At 59.3% G+C, this 24,433-nt stretch carries 17 protein-coding genes; 12 read left to right on the top strand and 5 right to left on the bottom strand.

Annotated elements, in window-relative coordinates:
• Positions 1-191: 191 nt before the first annotated feature.
• Complete coding sequence (locus ACR0K5_RS20710) at positions 192-1,535, top strand: glycosyltransferase 87 family protein (RefSeq protein WP_480631438.1); 1,344 nt, start codon at positions 192-194, stop codon at positions 1,533-1,535.
• A gap of 8 nt (positions 1,536-1,543) precedes the next feature.
• Positions 1,544-3,649, top strand: coding sequence for a glycosyltransferase family 39 protein (locus ACR0K5_RS20705; protein WP_480631437.1), 2,106 nt, complete (start codon positions 1,544-1,546; stop codon positions 3,647-3,649).
• 9 nt (positions 3,650-3,658) lie between these two features.
• On the opposite strand, the gene ACR0K5_RS20700 is transcribed toward ACR0K5_RS20705, so the two are convergent.
• Positions 3,659-5,626, bottom strand: a complete 1,968-nt coding sequence (locus tag ACR0K5_RS20700; protein ID WP_480631436.1) for a hypothetical protein — start codon at positions 5,624-5,626, stop codon at positions 3,659-3,661.
• Between the two features lie 81 nt (positions 5,627-5,707).
• Positions 5,708-7,201 carry an NAD(P)/FAD-dependent oxidoreductase gene (locus ACR0K5_RS20695; RefSeq protein ID WP_480631435.1) on the bottom strand — a complete coding sequence of 498 codons (1,494 nt, stop codon included), beginning with the start codon at positions 7,199-7,201 and terminating at the stop codon, positions 5,708-5,710.
• A 664-nt stretch (positions 7,202-7,865) separates the two neighbouring features.
• Between ACR0K5_RS20695 and rfbF the strand changes: the two genes are divergently transcribed.
• The 6 genes from rfbF (at position 7,866) to ACR0K5_RS20665 (ending at position 14,360) form a co-directional block, all read left to right on the top strand.
• Complete coding sequence (rfbF, locus tag ACR0K5_RS20690; RefSeq protein WP_480631434.1) at positions 7,866-8,639, top strand: glucose-1-phosphate cytidylyltransferase; 774 nt, start codon at positions 7,866-7,868, stop codon at positions 8,637-8,639.
• Positions 8,621-9,706, top strand: coding sequence for an NAD-dependent epimerase/dehydratase family protein (locus ACR0K5_RS20685; RefSeq protein WP_480631433.1), 1,086 nt, complete (start codon positions 8,621-8,623; stop codon positions 9,704-9,706). The genes rfbF and ACR0K5_RS20685 overlap by 19 nt, the downstream gene beginning before the upstream one ends.
• Positions 9,703-10,935: a methyltransferase domain-containing protein gene (locus tag ACR0K5_RS20680; RefSeq protein WP_480631432.1), complete on the top strand. Its 1,233-nt coding sequence runs from the start codon at positions 9,703-9,705 to the stop codon at positions 10,933-10,935. Before ACR0K5_RS20685 ends, ACR0K5_RS20680 begins: the two co-directional genes overlap by 4 nt.
• Positions 10,935-11,813: an NAD-dependent epimerase/dehydratase family protein gene (locus ACR0K5_RS20675; RefSeq protein ID WP_480631431.1), complete on the top strand. Its 879-nt coding sequence runs from the start codon at positions 10,935-10,937 to the stop codon at positions 11,811-11,813. Before ACR0K5_RS20680 ends, ACR0K5_RS20675 begins: the two co-directional genes overlap by 1 nt.
• Complete coding sequence (locus ACR0K5_RS20670) at positions 11,810-12,211, top strand: GtrA family protein (protein WP_480631430.1); 402 nt, start codon at positions 11,810-11,812, stop codon at positions 12,209-12,211. Before ACR0K5_RS20675 ends, ACR0K5_RS20670 begins: the two co-directional genes overlap by 4 nt.
• 112 nt (positions 12,212-12,323) lie before the next feature.
• A complete protein-coding gene (locus ACR0K5_RS20665; protein WP_480631429.1) occupies positions 12,324-14,360 on the top strand; it encodes a B12-binding domain-containing radical SAM protein in 2,037 nt (678 codons plus the stop codon).
• 9 nt (positions 14,361-14,369) lie between these two features.
• Here the strand turns inward: ACR0K5_RS20665 and ACR0K5_RS20660 are convergent, their stop codons facing one another.
• Together ACR0K5_RS20660 and ACR0K5_RS20655 are read right to left on the bottom strand one after the other, a co-directional pair.
• Positions 14,370-16,421, bottom strand: coding sequence for a hypothetical protein (locus ACR0K5_RS20660; RefSeq protein WP_480631428.1), 2,052 nt, complete (start codon positions 16,419-16,421; stop codon positions 14,370-14,372).
• Entirely contained in the window at positions 16,418-17,401 is a 984-nt protein-coding gene (locus ACR0K5_RS20655) for a glycosyltransferase (RefSeq protein WP_480631427.1), read from the bottom strand. Before ACR0K5_RS20655 ends, ACR0K5_RS20660 begins: the two co-directional genes overlap by 4 nt.
• A 257-nt stretch (positions 17,402-17,658) precedes the next feature.
• Between ACR0K5_RS20655 and ACR0K5_RS20650 the strand changes: the two genes are divergently transcribed.
• A complete protein-coding gene (locus ACR0K5_RS20650) occupies positions 17,659-19,164 on the top strand; it encodes a PepSY-associated TM helix domain-containing protein (protein WP_480631426.1) in 1,506 nt (501 codons plus the stop codon).
• Positions 19,165-19,166: 2 nt separating this feature from the next.
• Here ACR0K5_RS20650 and ACR0K5_RS20645 read toward each other — a convergent pair whose 3' ends face one another.
• The gene (locus ACR0K5_RS20645) at positions 19,167-20,600 is read right to left on the bottom strand and encodes a lipopolysaccharide biosynthesis protein (RefSeq protein ID WP_480631425.1); all 1,434 of its coding nucleotides are present in this window, start codon (positions 20,598-20,600) and stop codon (positions 19,167-19,169) included.
• Between the two features lie 505 nt (positions 20,601-21,105).
• On the opposite strand from ACR0K5_RS20645, the gene ACR0K5_RS20640 reads away from it, so the two are divergent.
• From ACR0K5_RS20640 to ACR0K5_RS20630, 3 genes are read left to right on the top strand one after another with little or no spacing between them, the layout of a single operon-like run.
• Positions 21,106-22,023 (top strand): glycosyltransferase family 2 protein, encoded by a 918-nt coding sequence (locus tag ACR0K5_RS20640; protein WP_480631424.1) that lies wholly within the window; start codon positions 21,106-21,108, stop codon positions 22,021-22,023.
• Between the two features lie 10 nt (positions 22,024-22,033).
• Positions 22,034-22,996 (top strand): lysylphosphatidylglycerol synthase transmembrane domain-containing protein, encoded by a 963-nt coding sequence (locus ACR0K5_RS20635; RefSeq protein WP_480631423.1) that lies wholly within the window; start codon positions 22,034-22,036, stop codon positions 22,994-22,996.
• Entirely contained in the window at positions 22,993-24,432 is a 1,440-nt protein-coding gene (locus tag ACR0K5_RS20630; protein WP_480631422.1) for a protoporphyrinogen/coproporphyrinogen oxidase, read from the top strand. The genes ACR0K5_RS20635 and ACR0K5_RS20630 overlap by 4 nt, the downstream gene beginning before the upstream one ends.
• Position 24,433: the final 1 nt, after the last annotated feature.

Raw genomic sequence — 24,433 nt, 5'->3', positions numbered from 1 at the left:
TGGCAACAATTTCCCGAAAACCCACAGAATGTGCATGCAGCACTCAATGCGGTGCATTTCTGCCTCGGCGCAGCCGACAATACTTTGATTTTGAGCCGCATGCTTTAGGATAGGCCTTGTGTTTTTAGGCCCGTTACACGGTTGATCGTAATTTACGCCGGACAGGGGCGGTTTAATGGTGACGGTTTTTCATGGACAAAATTGACAGAGCAACAGCCTCGCCCGGAATGACCCCGGACAGCACACCGCGACGCCTGTTCATGAGCCCCGTTCTGGCACGGCGCGTCACCCTTTGTCTTTCGCTGCTCATGTGCGCCATGGCGCTGGCCTATCTGCTGCTGAAGATCACGCAACTGTCCGCCCTGCCCGCAGGGTATGATTTCCGGTTCATCTGGGTGGCCGGTGATATGTGGCATGCAGGCATAAACCCCTATGGGCCAACCTATCTGGCGCATGGGGAAGCCAATATTGATGTCGGGCATATCCCGTTTCTGTGGCCCTATCCGCCGACATGGTGGGTGTTTGCCACACCCCTGGGTGCACTGGACCTGAACACGGCAAATGTCGTCTGGAATATCTTTGGCCTTGGCATTGTCATCGCCATGTGCGGCTTGTTGACCAGCGCCTTCACAACCGCCTTTCCCGAGCGCAGCCAGATGCTTGCCGAGTTCACGGGGGGGCAGATCTATGTCCCTCTCTTCAGCGTGCTGTTCTTTCTTCTGGCCATCCTCGAAGCAACGGCGATCCTGTTTTCTGTCGGCCAGACAACGCTGATCGCAGGGCTTGGCATTACCCTGATGCTCTGGGGTCGCGTCAGCGGGCGCTTCTTCTTCGATGCCCTGGGGCTGACGCTGGTCTTGCTGAAACCGCAGATCGGTGCGCCCTTTGTGGTGTTGTACCTGTTGTTCGATGCGCAGTCCCGGAAAGTGGTTCTGATGGCCATTCTTCTTTCGGTTCTTCTGACGCTGCCGTCGCTTTTCACCGCCCCCAGCACCATTCTGGATTTCTTCCGCAATCTGGCCGCCTATGACGGATTTACAATCGCCAACCTGCCGCAATCCATGACGGGCCTGCGGCTGATCATATGGGAGTTTACGGGCCTTGACATCGGCAGCTCTGCAGCGACGGTCATCACGCTCGTGATCATTCTGGCGCTGTGCTACGGCCCCACCCGGCTGACACGGGCCAGCGACGCCGACGAACATAGCTGGCAGGTTTTCGGGTTGGCGAGCGCTGCCATCGTCGCGCTGGCCCCGCTGCATATTTATGACTTTGTGCTGCTGGCCGCCCCGCTTGCATTGCTGTTCAGGGGGCGGATCGTCAGCACCCTGTTTGCCGGGCTTGGTGCCTTGCTGATCTGGCGGTCAGAGAACCTTGTCGATGTCTGGGCCTTCCATGTGGAGGGGGTCGAAATCTTTCCAAGCTCGCGTCTGGCAACCATCGGTGCGCTGCTGTTTCTGGTGGCGGTCATTGACACAGTTCTGCGCCTGAACAGCCAAAACGCCAGCGCATCAAACCAGCCTTCCCGCGCATGACCGTCTTCATGAACTCATCACCCGCACCGTCACGACGGTTGAGGTTTGTGCTTGCCGCTTTTGCCGGGTTGGCTGCGGTGCTGATCTTCGCCGGTTCTGCGCAGGGTGCCCTGTCCGGTGTTCGCGATCTGGCGCATTGGTGGGTGCTAATGGTGGCGCTGTCGCTGGCCATCTTTTCGCTTTTTGCGCTGAGGGATCTGACACTGCCGGGCCTGATGCTGCTGGTTCTGTTTGTGGGCGGGGCATCGCAACTTTATGTGACGCAGCCGCTTTGGTACCCGGCCCTGCGCCTGCCGCCCAGATCGGCCATCGAAATGGCAATGTATGCCATCATTGCCGGGCAGGCCGCCCTTTCTGCCTTTGTGCTGGTCAGACATTCAGGTGGCACCAAAATCGCGCAGGTTATCGGCGCTTTGGGGCCGAAACGCATCGCTGTGTTCCTTTTGCTCAGCGGCGCGTTCACCGTGCCAATCCTCAACCATCTGCGCCTGAACGAAATCGACGTCTATGTCCTTCAGCTTGTGGCGGGGCTGATCCTTGTGCTCATCAATCTGGTGACGGTAATCGCGCTCGCCGCCACCTTGCCCAAAGGGGTGAAATTGCCCACGGGCTGGCGATGGGCTGGCTGTATGGCAGCCGTCTTTCTGAGCGCGACGCTGGTGCTGGAATGGTTCGCCTTTGAACGGGTTCCTCATGTTCAGGATGAGCTTGCCTATATGTTTCAGGCCCAGACCTATGCGGGCGGTGCCCTGCATGTACCAGCCCTGCCGGAAGGCCCACGGGCAGCTTTTGAGCATTACCTGCTCGACCATCATAACGGGCGTTGGATATCGGTCTTCACGCCCGGCTGGCCTGCGATCCTGGCACTGGGGGTTCTTTTGGGCGCGCCGTGGCTGGTGAACCCGATCCTGGGCGCGGCGTCCATCTTTCTGGCGCAGGGCGTGGTGCAACGATTAACGAATGACCGCACGGCCAGCATCAGCATCCTGATTTTGACGACATCCCCCTGGTTCATTGCGATGTCGGCGTCCCTGATGGCGCATACATTTGCGCTGTTCCTGCTTTTGCTGGCGTGGTTTCTGATCCTGCGCGCCGAAGAAGGTGAGTTGAAACGGGCTGTTTTGCCCGTCTTCGTTGCCGGACTGGCGCTGGGGTGGCTGTTTCTGACACGCAATCTTGATGGCCTGCTGCTTGGCATTCTGACCGGTCTGTTCCTGCTGTGGCGCGGCGGCGTTCTGCGCCACCCATTGACCGTGATCAGCTACAGCGCGGGATGTATCGCAACCGGAAGCCTGATCTTTTTCTACAATTACTACTTCACCGGCGATCCACTGCTGACAACATTGTCGGATTATTATCACCGGGTCTGGATTGATGGCTCCAACGCCTTTGGCTTCGGCCAGAACATTGGCGCCCCCGAAGGCTGGGGCCATATGGAGTTGCGCCCGCACGAGCATTCCCTGTTCGAAGGTGTGATCAACACACTGACGAATATCAGCGCGCTGCATACCGATTTCATGGGCTGGGGGATCGGATCGCTGGTCTTTGTCTGGGTTCTGCTGATCTATGGCCGCATCGACACAACAGACCGGATGATGCTTGCGATCATCATAGTCGTCGCCGGTGCGCACGCCTTGTATTGGTTCGTCGCCAGCTTCTACGTGGGGCCCCGATACTGGTTCATGATGATCGCGCCTCTGGTGCTGCTAAGCGCCAAAGGGGTTCTGGAAACCGGCACCCGGTTGGAAGCGGTCGGCCTTGCGTCAGCATCGGGTAAGCTGAACGCCGTGCTGCTTTTCCTGTGTCTGTTTTCCGTGACGGTCTTTTTGTCTTATCGGGGCGTCACAAGATATCACGATCATCGCACCTATGACGATCATTACCGCTCTGTCGTGCTGCCGGAAACCGAAGGCACGGCCCAGCCGCTTGTGCTTGTCACGCTCCGAAGCCAGCTTGCCTCGGCGCTGTTTTTCAATGATCCGTGGTTCCCGCTGGACAAACCGGTTTACGCCAAGGATCTGAGGGGCGACGCGAATGAGGCCGTGATCCAAGCCTTTCCGGGCCGTCCCGTCCTGTATTACGACGAGCGCGAAGAGACATTTCGTCAGGAATAGGCCGTCCGGCTATCTGACGCCCAACAGCTTTGCGACATCCCAGACCTGGCGCGAACCGCTTTGAGCGCCGCGACCGAAAATCGTTTCCAGCGGCACCTGATACGCAGGCGCAATGCTGACCGGGGCATCCGCATTGCCAATATCCGCCTCATAGGCGGGCAAATGATTTGTCACCAGAACTCTGCCGTCCAAAGCGTCACCCAGCACCGTTTCACCCGCCGCCAGAGGCGCGGATTCCATGCGGACGAAATAGTTGGGCGTGACGCCAGCCGGAACCGGCCCCCGCGCATAGATATAGACCGAGACGCTTCCCGCCACGTATTGATTCTGCAACTCAGCGTCAGACCAGACCGGGGGGAAAGCATTCCGGATCAGGGTAGGCGTGACCCGGATCTCATCAAGGTCAAAAAACGGGTCGGATTCGATTTCAATCGCGATGCGCTGCCCCAGATCCCGGGTCACGGTAAAGGGGCGCAGTGTCTCGGGCCAGCTGAGCCAGGCACCGCAGGCAAGACCCGCCAGCGCCAGGGCAAATGCCTTAGCCGGGGCAGCCCGAACCGGGCGCAATCGCCAGAACACGATCAGCGGCAACACAATCACCGGGGCGAAATGATGCGGCAGAATGCGATAGGCCTGCACGTAGAAGAACAGAACATAGGCCACCGTCATCAGCGTCAGCGTTCTGGACAGCGAGTCCTGCCAGCGCCACGCCAACAGCGCCAGACCGGGTAAAATCCCGCAGGGCAACAGCCAGAACAAGAACCGGTGTGTATCGAATATCGTCACATAGCGCAGACGCCGCAGAATGGCGCCTGTGCTGAATTCGCCGGAAACACCTGTCAGGCCCGTTTTTTCCAACACGGTCATGGTTAAAGAGGTCAACATCAAAACCGCCAGAGCAACCAACCCGCCCAGGATCACCTGCTTGATGGGCTGGAACCGGCCCAAAAGCAGATGCGCCATCAGGAAGAACCCGATCAGCAGGATACCGTTCGGTGCCGTGCAAAGGGCCAGTATCGAAACACCCGCCATCCAGCCGAATTTCCCGTCGCGAAAGAACAGGATGTAGCCCAGAACCCCAAGCAGGATAAGCGGCTCGCGCGTCATCGGCATGGCGATATCGGCAAAATACGGGTTGTAGGATGGGTTAAACGCCATCGCGAAAGAAAACAGCAGCAAGCCCGCACCCAGTCCGCAAACGGACCACACGGTCGTGCGGTTATCCGGTTCCCGGATAAAGGCCAGCGTCACGCCGAACAGAACCGCCACGCCGGGCAGATACGCGAACCGAAGGGCGGCCTCGGACGCGCCAAACACCCGAATGAAGCTGGTTTGCAGGAACACCTCGGTCATCATTTTCGGATTCGGATAGCTGGTCAGCGGACCGGACTCCGGCGGCCAGAACGGCAGGCCGCGGGTGATGAACAGGGCCGCGCTCAGTAAGCTATGCGCCCCGTCATCGTTGAGCGCCTCCCAATAGAATTTGGGCGTCAGCAACAGCAAGACCAGCAGGGGCAGCAGCACCATGCCAGCCACATCCAACCTCCGGCCCCGGAAGATGTCCGACGCAGGCTTTCCCCGAATTAAGGCAATCCCGGGCAGACAAAGCAGAGCGATCAGCAGGATAAAGGCCGTTCCCGTCATCTGGATGCCGCTGAGGGCCTGGACGATGGCCGCAAGCGTGGACACCCCGAACAGCGAGAGCGTAAATCCTTTTAGCAGGACAAGTTCGAAACGGTCATCGGGCCGGGCAATTCCCAGCGCCAGCAGCAGACCGGGGGCGAGAATAAGCGCCGAGGCCGACACCGCCACCAGAGGCACCCAAACATACAAAAACAGCGCATCATCGGCGATGAGATAGGGTGACGGCCCGTCTGCAAACGCGACCTTTGCCGCAATCAGGCCTGCGATATCCTGCCCACTCCAGACAATGCCGGCCAGAAGTGCCAGCAAGACAAGATATCGAAATTGCTTCACAGTTCCGGTCAATCCGTCGTTTCGAAACGCAGCAGGCTGCGTGCCCAAAAATAAAAAGCCTGCTCAGGTGAGCCCTGAAGCTCACCCGCTCATTCGAGTACGGCTTCCTTTCTCAAAAGCTGCATCAGAGGTTTTCTTTTTCGACTTCGCCTCGAATTCCTCGTGGTAGGAGCGTTCGACATTGACATCCCAGACGTCGTTTTCCTCGCCCATGATATTGCGGGCCGCATACATGGCGGACAGCATGGAATGGTCCTGGTTGTTGTATCGGTGCAGGCCGTTGCGGCCGACGGTCTGGAAGTTCTCAAGCGTCTTCAGCCAATCACTGACGGTATCCAGCGCTTCCTTGTATTCGCCATCATAGACCGGATAGGCCTTGGGCTGCCGGATCACGCTAAAGTCTATGACATCCGTTGCCTTGGCCAGGCCCAGCCGTTCCAGTTCGTGGCTGGCAAGTTCCCTGAGCTCCTCATCGGAAGACGACCACAGCCCGTCCCCCTTCTGACAGAAATACTCCATCCCGATGGACGAAGTATTTTCGTCAGGCAGCATTTCCTTGGACCAAGCGCGGAAATTCTGGATGCGCCCGACCTTGACCTTGGGACTGTGGATGTAAATCCAGTTATCCGGGAACGGATCGGCGTGATCGAGCACCAGAGTCACGATCAGAAAATCGCGATATTTCAGACGGCCGGCGGCCTCGACAACCTCGGGCGGCGGGGGCGGATCAAAGGCATGGATCAGATCGCGCACGGCCATCGAGTTGATGAATTCCTCACCCTCAACCCGCTCGGTCGTTTTGTTACCGCTTCCGTCCCAATGGCGCACATCGATCGACGTGACACGGTTGCCAGCACGGTTCACCTGCACCACTTCGGACCGCATCTCGACGCTGCCGCCCCTTTCCCGGATCAGATCGCGGGTTTTTTCCCACATCATGCCGGGTCCCAGACGGGGATACTGGAATTCCTCAATCAGGCTGGCGGTGTCATTGGCACCGGAAATTGCGTTCCAGACCGCCTTGGGCAGGGACAGGTTCTTGATCCGCTGCGCGGCCCAGTCGGCCCGGATTTCCGATGGCGGAATGCCCCAGACCTTTTTGGTGTAGCTGTGGAAGAAATGCATATAGAGCCGCCCGCCAAAGCGGTTGATCACCCATTCTTCAAAAGTGTCTTCCTGCGGTTTGGGACGCAGCTTCCATTTCACGAAACTGCCGATGATCTTATAGGTCTCATATGGGCCTATGTTGCCAAGGGCGTTGAAGATGCGCAGCGGGTAATCGTAGAATTTGTTGCGATAGAAGATGCGGCTCAGGCGTTGCACGGTGATGAAATCGTCACCCATCACCTCATGCCACATGTCCTCGACTTCGCGCACTTTTGTGAAAAACCGGTGGCCACCGATATCGAAGCGATAGCCTTTATGGGTTTCGGTGCGGGAAATGCCGCCGACCATATCTGAGGCCTCGTAGACCTTGGGAACATGCGTCTCACTAAGTTTCTGAAGCTCGTGGGCTGCAGTCAACCCGGCAGGACCGCCACCGATAATTACGACAGGAACGGTATTTTTTTGCAAATGACTAACACCCGTACTCAAAAAAAACTAACATCAAGCTATAAGAGGATAACATCGATTCACAACAAAATCCTCACAGGCCGCTTAAATATTGAACGCGGGATTTTCATGCGGCCAGCGCGTGCAGAAAAAATGACGCACGGGCCGGGCCGATGACCCCGTAAAAAGTCACCGCATAACCTATGCCAGTTTTCCCACCAAAGCGGATATCGGCGGGTTGCCCGATCCATAAGCGGGTTCACTGGCAGGGCATCCATCGACACCGTTCAACGGATTGAGATGCAAGGTTTATTTTTCCTATGCCGGGGATGGCGGGAAAGACATTTCCGACAGCCCGGCAAGCATATCGGGAATGATCCCCAAAGCCGTGCTCCCCCTGCGGTACCCAGAGGGTCGCCCAAGAAGCGGCAGGGGTGAAAATCCGTCCCGCCACCGGTCGGAAATTCACGTCAACAATGCGATCAAATACCTCGCATTGTACGCTTATCAGGATCAGTCCGTGTGCAATTCCCAACCCCCGAACTTCGCTGCCCGGTGAATCTTGACATGGGCATGGTGCTTCCGCCTACTGCGCTTGGATGTTTGCCGGGAACAAGGTCATGGCTGGCCAAGGTTCGTCGTTTACGATTGATGACTGACCCCTTATTGCAAAGGGAGCAATTTTATGAAGTGCGTTATTCTGGCCGGCGGTTTGGGCACCCGGCTCAGCGAAGAAACCGTTAGAATACCAAAACCCATGGTCGAGATCGGCGAGCGGCCCATCCTCTGGCACATCATGAAAATATATGCGGCGCATGGAATTACCGATTTCATCGTCTGCCTGGGTTACAAAGGCTATGTAATCAAAGAATATTTTGCGAATTTCTTTCTACACAATTCGGATGTGACGGTCGATCTGGCCAATGGCAAGCTTGAGATTGCAAACAGCAGATCAGAGCCGTGGCGGGTGACGCTGGTCGATACCGGCGAAGACAGCCAGACCGGCGGGCGGCTGCGCCGGGTCATGCATCTGCTCAAGGATGAAGAGGCCTTTTGCATGACCTACGGGGACGGGGTCGGCAATGTCGACATCCGTGCGTTGGTCGCGTTTCATAAGAACCACGGCAAACGGGCGACGCTGACTGCAGTTGTGCCGCCGGGGCGTTTTGGCGCGCTGGAACTGGCCGGAGACCAGATCGAACGTTTCGCCGAAAAGCCGGGCGGCGACGGCGGCTTTATCAATGGTGGGTTCTTCGTGCTTCACCCCTCTGTCGGTGAATTGCTGCATGGAGATCTGGAAATCTGGGAGCGCGATCCGCTGGAAAAACTGGCCGCCGAGGGCGACCTGATGGCTTTCCGCCATCACGGATTCTGGCAGCCGATGGACACGCTCCGCGATCGTCGTCAGCTCGAGGAACGCTGGCAGGAAGGCAATGCTCCATGGAAGGTCTGGGAATGACGCTGGGTTCCGCTCCGAAAATCATACTGCTTGGCAATCTGGGTTATGTTGGCCCGGCCGTATCTGCGACCTTGCGGAAATCCTATCCCAACGCTAATCTGATCGGCCTTGATCCCGGGTTCTTCTCGGACCGGCTGACCACGCATGACGCCTGGCCCGAACGCTATCTGAACCAACAGATCATCGCTGATATTCGTGACATTGACGCCTCGCTGTTTCAGGGGGCCGACGCGGTTGTTGCGCTGGCCGCCATCTCGAACGATCCGATGGGCGCACGGTTTGAAACCGTCACCACCGAGATCAATCAGGACGCTATCGTGCAGGCGGCACATCTGGCCGCCGAGGCGGGGGTGTCGCACTTTGTGTTCGCCTCCAGCTGTTCGGTCTATGGCTTCGCCGAGGGCGATGCCCGATCCGAGGATGCGCCCCTGAACCCGCTGACCGCTTATGCCCGCAGCAAGATCGGCACCGAGCGCGCACTGGCATCCATGGACACGCCGGGGATGCAGCGCACCGCGCTGCGCTTTGCCACCGCCTGCGGGCCGTCGCCCCGGCTGCGGCTGGATCTGGTGCTGAACGACTTTGCCGCCTGCGCGGTCACCGCCGGCAAGATCACCGTGCTGAGCGATGGCAGCCCGTGGCGGCCATTGATCGATGTACGCGACATGGCGCGGGCCATCGACTGGGCGATCACCCGGACCGAAGAGGCCGGTGGCCAATGGCTGGCGGTCAATGCCGGGTCGGATGTCTGGAATTACCAGATCCGCGATCTGGCGCAGGCCGTGGCCGATGCGGTTCCGGGTGCCAGCTATTCGATCAATCCCGATGCCTCGCCCGACAACCGGTCGTACAAGGTCGATTTTTCGCTCTACAGCCAACTGGCCCCCGCGTATCAGCCGGTTCAGACGCTTGAAGGCACCATCCGGGATCTGCTGCAACTGCTGAACGATATCAGTTTTGGAGATGCCGATTTCAGGTCCTCGCCACTGATGCGGTTGAAGGCGCTCGAAGAGCATATCCGCAATGGCACGCTGAGCGAGGATCTGCGCTGGAGGATGCCGCAATGACACACCCCGCCTGCCGGAGCTGTGGCGCGGCCCTGACCCAGACGCTGGTCGATCTGGGGCTTTCGCCGCTGGCCAACTCCTACGTCCCGCCCGAACGCGCGAATACAGCCTGTCCGCGCTATCCGCTGCACGCCTGGGTCTGCAACGATTGCTATCTGGTTCAGGTCGAAGATGCGGTGCCGGCGGATGAAATATTCAATGCCGACTACGCCTATTTCTCCAGCTATTCGGATAGCTGGCTGGCCCATGCCAAGGCTTATGCCGAGAAAATGGTCGATCGGCTTGATCTCGGGCCGGATGATCTGGTGATCGAAATCGCCTCGAATGACGGGTATCTCCTGCAGTATTTCGTCGAACAGGGCATCCCAGTGCTGGGGATCGAGCCATCCGGCAGCGTGGCGGCGGCGGCCGAAGAAAAAGGCGTGCGCACGCTGGTCGATTACTTTGGCGAGGCGCTGGCACAAAAGGTTGCTGCGGCTGAGAAACCCCCGTCGCTGATCGCCTCGGCCAATGTTCTGGCGCATGTGCCGGATATCAACGATTTCGTCGCCGGTATTGCCACCCTGCTGACGAGTGATGCGGTCTATACGGTCGAATTCCCGCACCTTCTGAACCTGATCAACGAAGTACAATTCGACACGATCTACCATGAACATTATTCCTATCTGTCGCTGCTGGCGGTCGAGAAGATCTTTGCCAAATCGGGCCTGCGCGTCTTCGACGTCGAAGAACTGCCCACTCATGGCGGTTCGCTGCGGGTGTTCGCCTGCCTTGAAGGGGCCAGCCACCCCGAAGGGCCCGGTCTGGCCAAGGTCCGCGCCGACGAAGCGGCTGCGCAGTTTGACCGCCCGGAAGGGTATATGAATTTCACCGGTCAGGTCGAAGCACTGCGCGACGGGCTGCTCGCCTTTCTGCGCGAGGCCAAAGCCCGGGGGGACACCATCGCCGCCTATGGTGCCGCGGCCAAAGGCAACACATTGCTGAACTATGCCGGGATCGGCCCCGATCTGATTTCCTACTGCGTCGACCGCAATCCGGCCAAGCAGAACACCCTGCTGCCCGGCAGCCATATCCCCGTGCACGGGGTCGAAGCGCTGCGCGAGGCACCACCCAATTACGTGCTGATCCTGCCCTGGAACATTCGGGACGAGGTCACGGATCAGCTGGCCGACCTCAAGGCCCACGGCACCCGGTTCGCCACCGCCGTGCCCGAGGTCCGGATCAGCTGATGGCACGGGTCCTGCTGACCGGCGCAACCGGCCTGATCGGGCGCGCGACGGCCTCGGCTCTGACCAAAGCGGGGCATGAGGTGATCACGCTGGGCCGGAATACGGCCAGCAACATCCCCTGCGATCTGCTGGACCCCGATGCGACGACCAATGCGCTTGAGACAGCCCGCGCCAGCCATCTGGTTCATCTGGCCTGGCATGACGGGCCACGCGACCGCTGGACGTCTGCGGCCAATCTGGACTGGATGGCAGCCACGCTGCATCTGGTGCAGGGCTTCGCGCGCGCAGGTGGGCAACGCGCGGTCTGTGCCGGAAGCTGCGCCGAATATGACTGGTCTGTGCCGGAACTGACCGAAACCAGCCCCCTGCAGCCCCGCACCCTGTATGGGGCGGCCAAGGCCGGGACCGGGCTGGCGCTGTGTAAAGCGCAGGATGCGCTTGGCCTGTCGCTGGTCTGGGCCCGTATCTTTTTTGTTTACGGACCGGGGGAATCACCGGGGCGGTTGCTTGGCCATCTGATTTCGAACCTCCGGGCGGGTCAGCCGGTGGACTGTACCGACGGGCTGCAGGAGCGGGATTACCTACATGTGGACGATCTGGCCCGCGCGCTGCTCTGCCTGCTGGAAACCGATGTGACCGGCGCGGTCAATGTGGCCAGCGGCACCGCAATCCCGGTGCGAGACCTGATCGCAGAGGTCGCAAACCAGATGCACCGCCCCGATCTGATCCGGCTGGGCGCAATCACCCGCGCACCGGACGACCCAGACCGGTTGGCTGCTGACGTGACCCGGCTGCGGGACGAGGCCGGATTTACGCCGCAGCATGATATCGTCTCGGGGGTGGCCCGGGTTCTTGGGGCCAAAAAGGAACCGGCATGAAACGTGCACCTGTTCTTCGCAAGCAGTCCTTTATGCTTTTTGCCCTGGTCGGCGTGGTGAATACCGCCTTTGGCTTTGCGCTTTTCAGCGTTCTGAATCTTGCGGGCCTGCCGCCGCAGGTGGCCCTGATCCTGGCCTTCATTGTCGGCATAATGTGGAATTTCATGACCCACGCCCGGCTTGTATTCGACACTAAAGGGTTCGGAAGACTGCCGCTTTACCTGCTGTCTTACGGGGTGGTTTACATATTCAACGCCCTCTCGTTGGAGGGGCTGCTGATCGCAGGCCTGCCACCGATCGTCGCGCAAGGACTTGTGGTCCTGCCGGCTGCCGTTCTGGCCTTTGTGCTTGTTTCAAAGGCACTCACCGAGCGATTTCCGTGGCAGGCAGAGGTCTGATATAGTGATCCTGAAACTGCATATAGAAACACTTTTGATCCGCCGCTGGTCTGTCCGGCGTGGCATCATATCGGAGCATATTTATTAATCAGTACCAGAAGGGTAATCGTCGATGCGTCTTTATCTTGCCGATCTTGGTCATAACCTTGTCACCGCAACATCGGACACCTACCCCCTGGGTGTCGGGAATCTTGCGACTTTCGCCAAAGCCTATGCCAAAAGTCCAACGCCGATCGAGGTCGAGATATTTCGCGATCCGCAGGAGCTCAGAACCGCAATCGACACCGCCGCCCCAGACGTGATCGGCTTTTCCAGTTATTCTTGGAACCACCATCTGGCCTTGTCTTTCGCCGATTATATCAAAGCGGTCAGCCCCGGCACCCTGACCCTGATGGGTGGCCCCAACTTTCCGCTGACCGAAGACGAGCAGGACAGCTGGATCCGGACCATGCCGCAGATCGACATGCATGTGCGCGGTCCCACCTACGAAGGCGAACGCGCCTTTCTCAGTACACTGCAGCGTTTCATCGACGTCGGCACCCGCCGCGAAGGCATGTGGGAGGAAGCCATCGATGGCGCGCTTTACGTCCATCCCCAAAGCGGCGAGATCCTGCGGGGGGGCGAACCGCCCCGTATCCGCGATCTGGACGAAATCCCCTCGCCCTATCTTGCCGGATTGATGGATAAGTTCTTCGACACCGGGCTTTTTGCACTGATGCAGTTGGCGCGCGGCTGCCCCTTCACCTGTGCGTTCTGCAACTCGGCGGTCAAATCGAACTCGAAGGTATTTCGCCATTCGTTCGAACGCACCAAGGCTGACCTGGATTACATCGTGGCCCGCATCAACCACGCCAGCCCGCTCTGTTTTGCCGACGACAATTTCGGCATGTATGTGCAGGATGAAGAGGTGGCCGATTATCTGGGCCATCTGATGGAACGGTACGACTGGCCCAAATACATCCGCACAACGACCGGCAAGAACCGGGGCGACCGGATCATCAAGGTGATGCGCAAGGCCAAGGGCCGGTTACCGATGACCTCGTCGGTTCAGTCTCTGAACCCCGAAGTTCTGAAGAACATCAAACGCGACAATATCAGTCTGGATACCTATGCCGAGGTCCAGCAGGAACTGCATTCAAAGGGCATGCAGTCCTATGGCGAACTGATCCTGTGCATGCCGGGTGAAACCAAGGAATCCTTCATGGATGCGGTGGACAAGCTGATCGAAACCGGTGTCAGCCGGGTGGCTGCACACCAGTTGATGCTGCTGCATGGCGCACCGCTGGCCAATCCCGACAGCCGCGAGAAATTCGGGTTCAAAACCCTGCACCGGGTCGTCGCTCGTTGCCTGGGCAAATATACCGGCCCAACCGTGGTCGAGACCGAAGAAATGGTGGTGCAGTCCGAGAATTTCTCGTTCCAGGACTATCTGGACACCCGTGTTTTCCATCTGCTGCTGACGATCTTCTATTACGAAGACAATTTCGAGGAAGCCTTCCGGCTGGCACGGTCCCGCGGCATCCGGCCCTTCCTGATCGTCAAACACATGCAGGAAATCCTCGATCAGGCCCCCGAGCCTTTCCGGGATGCGGTAGCCGGGTATCTGGAAGAGAACCAGCAGGAACTGTTCGAAACCCGGGACGATTGTGCCGCTTGGGCGCAGGAAAATTATGATGACCTGATCAGCGGAGAACTGGGGGGCAATCTGCTCAGCAAATACTCGATGATTGGCCGGTTCATCGTGCTGGACGAGGCGCTTGATTTCCTGAAACAGGCCATCAGCGACCTTCTGGACAAGGATGACCACCAAGCGCACACGATGCTTGATACGATCATCAATTACTACAGCGCCGTGATGCTGCATGTACCGTTCTCCGAAACCCTGGAGCACGAACCCGTCTGGAGTTCGTCCTTCGATGTCGAGGCCTGGCGGAATTCGGGGTATGAAGGCGCATTGCATGATTACCAGTTCGATGAGCCGCGCAATTTCCAGACCCAGGTCGATCCGAGAGTGAAAACCACCCTGTTGTCCCGGATCGAAACCTTTGGCGAACACGCCTCGGGGCTGGGGCGGTTTACACGCACGATGTTTGCCAATGATTTCCGGCGCAACTTCGTGAATGGTGATACCCGGCACGCCGCCGAATAATCCTTTCGCCTAGTCGGTGCCTCCCAGATAGACAACCTCGCGCCCGGGGAAGGCTGCGATCACGGCTGCGTTCTGCTCGGGCCCCAGATCGCGCAGGAAGATCGGCTTGTCGGACGGCAGGAACGGATCGTTGAGGTAAAGCGCGGACCCGATATTGCGTTGCGAGGATACAAACACCAGCGCGTTCCCAATCTCTTCGGCCTGCGCCATTCGTCTGATATCGCCGGAATAGTTGCCGTAGTCCTGATATTTCGAAACACCGCGCCATGTGGTGAAGCTGACGACCGAGACCGCACATAACAGTAGGACAACGCCACCCAGACGGCCGTGATATTTTTCCGGCAAGCGGCGGCGGACCTCTTCAATCCCGGCCCCGGCCAGAACCAGCACCGGCAGGGCTGCCGTGTACCAGTATCGCGGGCCGATATAGAACCCGCCGATAAACCAGTAAAAGAACAGCGCGCCGATGATGGTCATGAAAACCACAAGCATCGCCCAGTCGAACTTTGTCAGGCTGTTGCGCCAGAGCAAGGCCACCCAGATCGGTATAAGAGAGCCGAAAACCCAGCCCAGAAGCTCCATATTGAGCGCCGCAAACCCGTGCAGCATGTTGATCAGCCCTTCCAGCGGGCTGTGACCGGGCCACATGTCGAGCGCACCAAAGTTTTTCGCGGGCGGCCCGACGGTTGGACCGAACCCAAAGGCATTGCCGGTTTCCCCCCAGATGCGGACAAAGTAATCCGCCTGCGGCGTCAGCAAAATCTGCCCGGTGAAGGCATAATTGAACAGCAGGAAGGCTGACCCGGACAGAACCCCGCCCACGGCATAGGTCGCAACCTGCCCGAACCCGGTGGGCAGGCGGCGCAGCAGCCACAGGCCCGCCAAGCCTCCTACGATCACCCCGTCGAGCGGTCGGATTACAAAAACCCAGCCTAAGGCCAAACCCGCAACAAAGGTCAATGCAACACTGCGCAGCGTTGATCCCGACCCCGCCCGCAGCAGGCACCACAAGCCGACAAGAATCATGAAAACTGTCGCGGAATGCGCCATCAAAGACGCGCCCACGGCCAGAACCCATGGGGACGTTGCCATCAGCAGGGCGACCAGATCGGCACGCTCCTGACTGACGGTGCGCCGCAGGATGTCATGCGTCAGCCAGACCGAGGCCCCGGTCAGCAGCGGGTTGATCAGCCAGGGTGCCCCGATGAGCACGCCGATGGACAGGATCGCAGACCAGCCCGGCGCAAAGACCGAAAGCCACCGGTCATCCCGGATATCGAGCAGGAAATACTCCAGCGCAGGCTGGGCGGCCTCGGGTGGGGCCGGGCTCCACAAAGCACCGCTGGCGAAGATGCGGGCCTGGAAAAGATAGCACAGCTCATCCTCCACATGCGGCACGCGGTCAAAGGCTGTCCAGGCGAGTACGGCACTGGCAAGGGTCGCAAAAAGGGCCAGACCGGACACCGGCAGGCGCGGGGCCTGATCGGGGCCGGAGACGGTGAAAACCGCAATCAGCGTGGCGATCTGGACAAGGGACAAAACGCCCCCGACGCCGATCTGCAGCCCGAAGGCGGTGTAGTAGCCATAGTTGATGTAAGGCGTGGCTGACACGCTAAAAGCCGCGATCAGCACCACCAGCAGGGCCAAGCGCAATCCCCCTGCCTGCGCGAACAGGCCACGTATTGCCGCTCGCCCGGCAGGGCGCATCAGGACGAAAAACGCCAGCCCCGCCTGCGCGGCCAGCACCGCCAGCATGATCAGGTTTTCAGGCGGGTCCGCCGAAATTTCGAGCCTGGGAAACCAAAGCGGCTGTGTCAGCCACAACCTGGCCGCACTGCCCAAAAGCACCACCGCACCCAAAAGACCAAACAGCAATTTCCCGCGAGACCAGAACACAGCCAGCAAAAGCACCGATGCCGCGGCCATCGCGGCAAACCAGATACGCATCTCGGCCAGCGTGGCGTTTGTAACCGCAGCATCCGCGGCCCAGACTGGCCCGCCGCATGCCCAAAGCGCCACCGCAACACCGCAACACCGCAGTGGAACCAGACATGCTCTCATGCCGAATGCTCGTCTTTGATCAGCGCCGGATCCCGGGCGGGGCCTTCGATGTTGATACGTTCCTGTTCGGTGACAATCGGGCCGCCTCGGACCTGATTGTGGATCGAAGTGATGTATTCTCCCAACATGCCGATGAACAACATCTGAATCCCCGAAAGGAAAAACAGCGCCACGATGATGGTCGTGGTTCCGCGCGGGGCCTGGTTTGGATCAAGAAAATACATCAGCACGGCAAACAGGGAAAACAGAATACAGCTTGCGGCAATCGCCAACCCGCTGAATGTACAGAACCGCATCGGTGCGCGCGTGAATGAGAAAATGGCATTCAGCGCCTGATCGGTCAGCGCCATCAGGCTGTGTTTGGACAAGCCTCTTTTCCGAGCCCGCCAGACATAAGGCACGATAATCCTGCGGAACCCGCAGCTTGCGATGATGCCACGGATGTACGGATAGTGGTCGTTATGGGACAGGACAGCCTTCAGAACCTTGCGGTCGATCAGCTGAAACTCTCCCACCGACGGTTCCAGCCATACATCCGACAACCCATTGACAATAAAATAAAAAATATCACGAGCCCTGCGCATCATGAACCCTTCTTCCCGAGTGCTGCGCGCGCCGGCGACGACGTCATATCCGCTTTCCCAAAGCTCGACGAATTCCGGGATCATTTCGGGTGGATCCTGCAGGTCTACCGGCAAAATGACGATAACCGCATCCCCTTCGGCATAACGCAACCCGTTGAAGGCAGACCGGAATACGCCGAAATTCCGAGCGTTCACCACCACCTTCACATCGGGATCGTTTTTCGCAATGTCGCGAAGGATTTCGACTGTCCGGTCGGTCGACGCATTGTCGATGAAAATATGCTCGCGCCTGTAACCGGGCAGATCCTTGTCGAAAATCGCTTTAACGGTTTCGTAGCAATCCGCGACATTGTCTTCTTCATTGAAACATGGCGAGACAATAGAAATCGTTTTCATATCATTTCTTTGCTTAACATCTACGAATGCCGGTTACACACCGCCGGCTCGGTCACGCTTATACCATCCTGCGCCATTGCAGATTCGCGCAACAGTCAATCGGCAGGAAAGTTTTAGAATGCAGTGTGCTTGTCGCCACAGACCCGGTCTAAATCCCCGGAGCATGGCACCGGATGCAGCCTGCGTTCTTGCATCCTTCTTTTCGACCCAATTAATTGCGTTACTATCACCCGAATCCATTGGCCGATTGCGTTCCCATGACTCGTAAAATCCGTAACCAGTTATTCCGACTTCACACCTGGGTTGGGTTATATCTTTCCGTCTTTTTCACTTTCATGTTTCTGACTGGCACATTGCTTGTGGCCGGGTTCGAGCTTGAATCCATAGGCCGGCCCGCGATCTGGACTTCCATCGCTGAAGAAGAGCGCGCGGCAAGTTTCGGCGACATCTACGAGGGTATCAAAACCGCCCACCCCGAAGGCGATGCCTTCGTGATCCTCAAGCGTCCCGCGCCGTGGTTTGTGGACCGTACGTTCGGGCGTTCGGGATGGGGAGAACGCGTCAGTTACTGGACAGACCCCACCACAGGCGCCGTCGTTTATGAGACAGGCGACCCGGGGTTCGCCAGCATTCTTGCGGGCCTTCATGATACGTTTCTGACCGACAATAGAATCGTGTTCATCCTGTTCAGCGCAACGTCGATCCTACTGCTGTTTCAGATGGTCAGCGGGTTGATCACCTACCGACGTTTCTGGAAAGGGTTCTTCAGATGGCCCAGCAGCACGGGCGGGTTCCGGTCATGGGCTGGGGGCGCCCACCGGCTGACGGCCTTGTGGACACTGCCGCTGGTTCTTGTGATTGCCATAACCAGTTTTTATTTCCTGCTGGGCGGTTTGGGGATCGAAGCGGAAAGGCTGAAATTCCCACCCCCTGCGCCGCGTGAAACCGCCCTGCCCGAAGGGTTTGACGGGGCCCTTATCGACCGGGCTGAAGCAAATGCGCGCGACGCCCTGCCAGGCCTTGAGCCGAACATCCTGATCATTCCCGGCGGCAAAGGCGGCGCTTTGAAATTCGGCGGCCCGCATCCGGATTTTTCCGAACTGCGCGGAGGCAGCACCGTCGCCGTAGATCCGCTGACGCTTGAGGTTCTTGGCGTTCACACACCGGCTGACCTAAAGGGACTGGGCACATTGGAACTGTTGATGGAACTGCTTCATTACGGGCTATGGGGCGGTGCGTTTTCAATGGTGCTCTGGATTGTGCTGGGGCTCGTGGCCACAGGTCTGGCCTTTACCGGCTCGCTGATCTACGCGGCCCGTCTGGCCCCTGCGACCTCGGCGGAGGGGTCTTTCAGACGCATCTGGCGCGGGATGGGCGTTCTGCGCTGGATCTATCCGCTGCTCCTGTTGGGCATTCTTTCCGTCGTGTATTGGCGCGTGAATCCGGATGCCTATATTCCGTCGCGCGTGAACCCGGTTGATGCCAAAGGCGCGGTGGCACAGCTGATCCTGCATGAACCGCTAAGGCGCGATACCCTGATCGAAATCGAACTGCAGGTCGGAGCAGCCGATATCGATACAGCGCTGGTCGAGGTCAACGGCGCTACCGCCCAGCCCGTTGATCTGACCCGGAACGGAGACAAAGCTCTGGGCCGCTTCGGATTCGATCCGCTTGAGGCGGGGAATGAAGTTATCGCTTACCTGAAGAAGCAGAACGGTGATGAACAGAAAGTCACGTTCCGAATGGGCAGCCCCATCTGGTGAGATCACACCCGCGCGGCCAGAGCCTTAAGCACAGCGAACCTGTCCCGCATCGTCACAAAGGCGAGGCAGGTGTAAATCACCACGCCTGTCGCGATGCCCACGGCCAGACGCACAATGTTTGCCTGATCGCCCAAAAGCGCCAGACATCCCGCAACACCCGCCGCCATAATCCCCGCCGAGATCAGGGGCAGGACATGCAATGATGCCAGCCTGAGCGCGGGTTGCCCCGAGATCGCCGCCAGATTGGCGAATTTGAACGGCCACATGATCAGAAACACCGCGATAAAGGCCGCCGTCACAACCGGTACCCCGTAGGGGGCGGCAACCGTGATTGCAATGGCAGCCAGCACCACCTCGATCCACGACAGCATCGCCAGCCTGCCGGGCTGACCTGACGCAAGGCAGAATGTCTGCTGCACCCTCTCGGTGCAGAGATACATTCCGAAAACGGACATCAGGCTCAGAACCGGCGCGGCCGGAATCCACTTCTGACCAAACAGCAGGACCAGCACCGGTTCCGACAGAACCGCCAATCCGGCAAAGGCCGGAAAGGTCACGAACCCGGTCAGACGCATGACATCCAAAAGCATCTCGGACGCGCGGCCGCCCCCACGCGTGACCGCCGCAAAAGCGGGCTGCGAGACCATGCGCAAGGGCGTGATGGTCAGGAACGAGGCTGTTTCCACAACCCGCCAGGCAATCGCATAATACCCGGCTGCAACCGGGCCCAGCATCGCGCCGATCAGAACCGCAGGCGATTGCACCGCCACCAGCTCAGCAGCGCGCAGCCCGATGATCCGGTGGCTGAAATGCAGAACCTGCCGGATCTGATGCCCCGAGACGTGGAAACTGGGCCGCCACGATACGGCCCCCCAGGCCATCACGATATTGGTGGCGGTCATCGCCACCCGCTGACCAACCAGGCTCCAGACCCCGTAGCCCGCAAGGGCCATTCCGATCCCGACCACCCCGCCAACGATGGCCCCAAGCACCGCGCGCAGGGCGAGAACGCGAAATCGCATCTCGCGCCGCAACAGCGCCACCGGCACCGCCGTGAGCGAGATCATCAGCACCGTTGGCGACAGCCCGATCAGCAATTGCCCGGCAACCGCTTCGTTATAAAACCCCGAGACCGGCCCCGAACCCAGAATAATCAGCACGGTCAGGCCAGCCCCCAGAAGCGCCAGCAGCCAAAAGACCGAGTTCAGTCGTTCAGGCGTCAGCGTGTCATGGGTCAGCAAAATCTCGGATATGGTTTCGCGCACCAGAAATTCGGAAAACAGGACAAAGGCGGCGGCCATTGCCACCAGGCCAAAAGCTTCGGCCCCAAGCAAACGCGCAAGAATGGCAATGATTATGAAATTGAATGCCTGCTCGACCCAGACGCCAACAGACATCCATGCAACGCCGCTGGTGAAACGCCGCCCCCGTGACATCAAAACCCTTCCCACTGCCCTATTGCCACGCGAAACCGCCGGCATTCTGAAATGCAGCGTATCGGTTTAGAGACAACGCTGTCGAGACGCCTGCCAATGTCCCGGTCGCGTGCCTGCGCCGTAGATCAGAAGAGTCCAGTGAATTCGGGATCAAACCGGCACTTAAGCCCTGATAAGCGCCGATTTGGAAACATTTGATCTGCAGCGTACAAAGCCCTGGACACCCGAACATCCTGAAAAACCTGTTGCTATGCCGCCGCACTGGCGCAGAGACGGTTGAAAGCATTGAAATACAAGGCAGGATGACAGTTTGTGGGCGACGTGTACAACATAACGCCGGAAAGATCGAATTTGGTCAAAATTATTGTCTATATTCAGCCTGTCTGTGTTTGAATACTATGGGCGGCAGAGGGAATTAAGCCCGTCGCGCCCGGAACGATCACACATGCCATACGGGTGAGGCCGGGCAGAATATATATTAAATACGTAAAGGGTTTCCATTTTCATGAACAAGGTTGCCGAGCAGATTACCCCGGACAACTCCACGACCGGTGCGCCGGACACATCAGGCATGAGCCTGAGCGTGGTCATCCCCGCCTATAACGAGGAGAACGCCGTTCGTCACACCGTCGAGGACGTGCGCAACCATCTCGAACCGCTGAACATCCCCTACGAGATCATCGTGGTGGACGATGCCAGCCAGGACAACACCCGCGCCGAGGCCGAGGCCAGCGGTGCCACCGTCACTTTCAACGACGTCAATTCCGGCTATGGCGCCAGCCTCAAACGCGGCGTTCGGATGGCGCAGCATGAATATGTGGCCATTCTGGATGCCGACAGCACATACCCTGCGCGCTATCTGCCGGGGATGCTGGCCATGTGCCGCGATCAGGACATGGTGGTGGGCGACCGGGGCGCGGCGATGAAGAATGTGCCGCTGCTGCGCAGGCCGGCCAAGAAATTCCTCTTCGCTTTTGCGTCGTTCCTGGCCGAGCGCAAGATCAACGATCTGAACTCGGGTCTGCGAGTATTCCGCAAATCCGAGCTGATCCCGTTCCTGCCGCTGCTGCCACAGAATTTCTCGTTCACCACCACGATCACGCTGTGCATGACCTCGAACGGCAAGCGGATGATCTATACGCCGATCGAATACGGCAAGCGGGTGGGCAAATCGAAAATCCGGCCGATTGATTTCCTGAACTTCATCATCCTGATCCTGCGTATCAGCACGCTGTTCAACCCGCTGCGGGTGTTCATTCCGCTGGGTCTGGCGTTTTTCACTTTGGGCACGGTGAAGTTCATTATCGACATGTTCTACTGGAACCTCAGCGAAACGGCGGTGTTCTCGTTTCTGGCCGCGATCATGATCTGGTCGCTGGGGCTGATCGCCGACATGATCTCGCGGCTGCATCTCAGACCGTGAGGTGAGCGGTATGCTTTCCGATCCAAATCAACGGCGCTGGCTGATCCGGTTGGCCGGGTCGGTTCTGGTGTTGGCGATCCTGTTCTGGATTCTGCCCGCTAAGGCCATCGTGGCGGCGCTGAAGGCGATCCCGATCTGGGTGTTTCTCTGCGTACTGGTTCTGTTCCTGCTGGCCCATGTGGGTGCGGCCCTTAAATGGTGGCTGCTGCTGAACCGAGGGTTTCCAGCCCTTCTTGCCATCCGGGCGCATTTTGCCGGGCTGGCCGCCAACCTGTGCCTGCCGGGGGCAATCGGAGGTGACACGGTGCGCGCCGGTCTGGCGCAGGCGGCGATGAAAGACGGCGCGCAGGTTGTTGCGGGCGCAACCGTGGATCGGCTGATCGACATGGTGGCGCTGCTGACCCTGTCCTGTCTGGGGCTGGTCCTTACATGGGAAAGCGCGGCGGGCGGGCATATGATCTGGCCGGTGGCGCTGATCCTGCTGGCGGCACTGGCGGGGATGGTGGCTTTGCCGCGCCTGCTGCCCCTGCCCTGGCGCTATATCCCGTCCCTGCCCGGCAAAGGTTTTGCCCATCGTCTGGCCGATGCACTGGCCGGGATGGGCCGCAAACCCGGCACGCTGGCGGTGGCTTTTATCGCCTCGGTCCTGATCCAGCTGGTGCTGGTGCTGCTGGCCTGGTGGCTGGCCCTGGCGGCCGGTGTCGATGTGGCCGCCGGGCCATGGATCTTCGCCTGGCCGCTGGCCAAGATCATCGCCGTGCTGCCGGTATCCCTGAACGGGCTGGGCCTGCGCGAGGCCACATTGGCCGGTTTCCTGGCCCCCTTCGGCGCCAGCGCGCCCGCAGTCGTGGCTGCCGGGCTGGTCTGGCAGGTTGTATTGTTTACAGCGGGCGGGTTTGGCGCGCTGGTTCTGACCATGTCCGGGATGCGGTTCAGCGCCCCGGCAAATTCCCAAAAGGAAGAGTGCAAGTGACGGATGTTTCCCGACCCAACGGCGACGACAAGCCCGAGATTATCATACTGGGCGCCGGGCCAGCCGGTCTGGCCGCGGCCCATGCCCTGACCGGGCAGGCCAAAGTGACCGTGATCGAACGCGCGCCCATTGCGGGTGGCAATTCGGCCTCATTCCCGGTCGAAGGGGTGATCTGCGACTATGGCTCGCACCGGTTTCACCCGGCGGCAGAGCCCGAGGTTCTGGCCGATGTGAAAAACCTTCTGGGTGACGATCTGCTGCTGCGCCCGCGCCACGGGCGCATCCGGCTGGGCGGCAAATGGATTCACTTCCCGCTGAAACTGGCCGATGCGCTGATGCGCCTGCCTAAACCCTTTGCCGCGTCACTGATCGGCGACATGGTGCTGAAACCCTTCCGCAAGAAAAACACCGGACCCGAGACATTCTCGACCGTGCTCTATGACGGGTTGGGCCCGACGATTTCGAACAATTTCTATTTCCCTTACGTGCGCAAACTGTGGGGGCTGGATCCGGACAAGCTGGCAGTGAAACTGGCCGAGCGCCGGGTCGGCAGCGGCTCGGTCGGCAAGATCCTGATGAAGATGCTGCGCCTGTTGCCGGGGCTGCGTAGCGAGACGGCGGGGCGGTTCTTTTATCCGCGCAAAGGGTTCGGGCAGATTTCCGACGCGATGCGGGATAGCGCGGAAAGCAACGGGGCCACCTTTCTGTTCAACACCGAAATCACCGGGATCGACCGGGACGGCAATCGCATCACCGGCCTGACGATCCGCGAGGGCGATAGCGAACGCCACCTGACCGGCGATCTGATCCTGTCGACCGTTCCGCTGACCGCGCTGACACGCCTGATCGACGCCCCTCCGGCGGAAGTGGTCGAGGCTGCCCGCGCGATCCGGTTCCGGGGCATGATCCTGCTCTATCTGGTGTTGGAGACCGACCAGTTCACCGAGTTCGACGCTCATTACTTCCCCGAGCTCTCGATCCCGATCAGCCGCATGTCGGAACCCAAGAACTACAACGCCAGCGGCGAGCCAAAGGGCGTCACCGTTCTGTGCGCCGAACTGCCCTGCGACCCGGATGAAAAATGGTGGTCCATGTCCGATGAGGAACTGGGGCAGGAATTCACCAAATGGCTGGGCCAGCTGGGCCTGCCCGTCACCGTGCCGGTGCGTCGCTGCGAAACCCGGCGGCTGAGCCACGCCTATCCGGTTTACGACATGGGCTATGAGGCACGGTTCGATACGGTCGATCAGTGGCTTTCGGATCTGGACGGGTTGCTCGTATTTGGACGACAGGGCCTGTTCGCCCACGACAATACGCACCACGCCTTTGCCATGGCCTATGGCGCGGCGGATTGCATCGACGACAAGGGCAATGTCGACCGCGCGAAATGGAACAGCTATCGCGAGGTCTTTGCCACCCATGTGGTGGAAGACTGAC

It is taken from the genome of Ruegeria sp. AB9 (assembly GCF_056542585.1).
The sequence above is the reverse complement of the archived record's forward strand: the minus strand, read 5'-3'. Positions and strand labels throughout refer to the sequence as shown.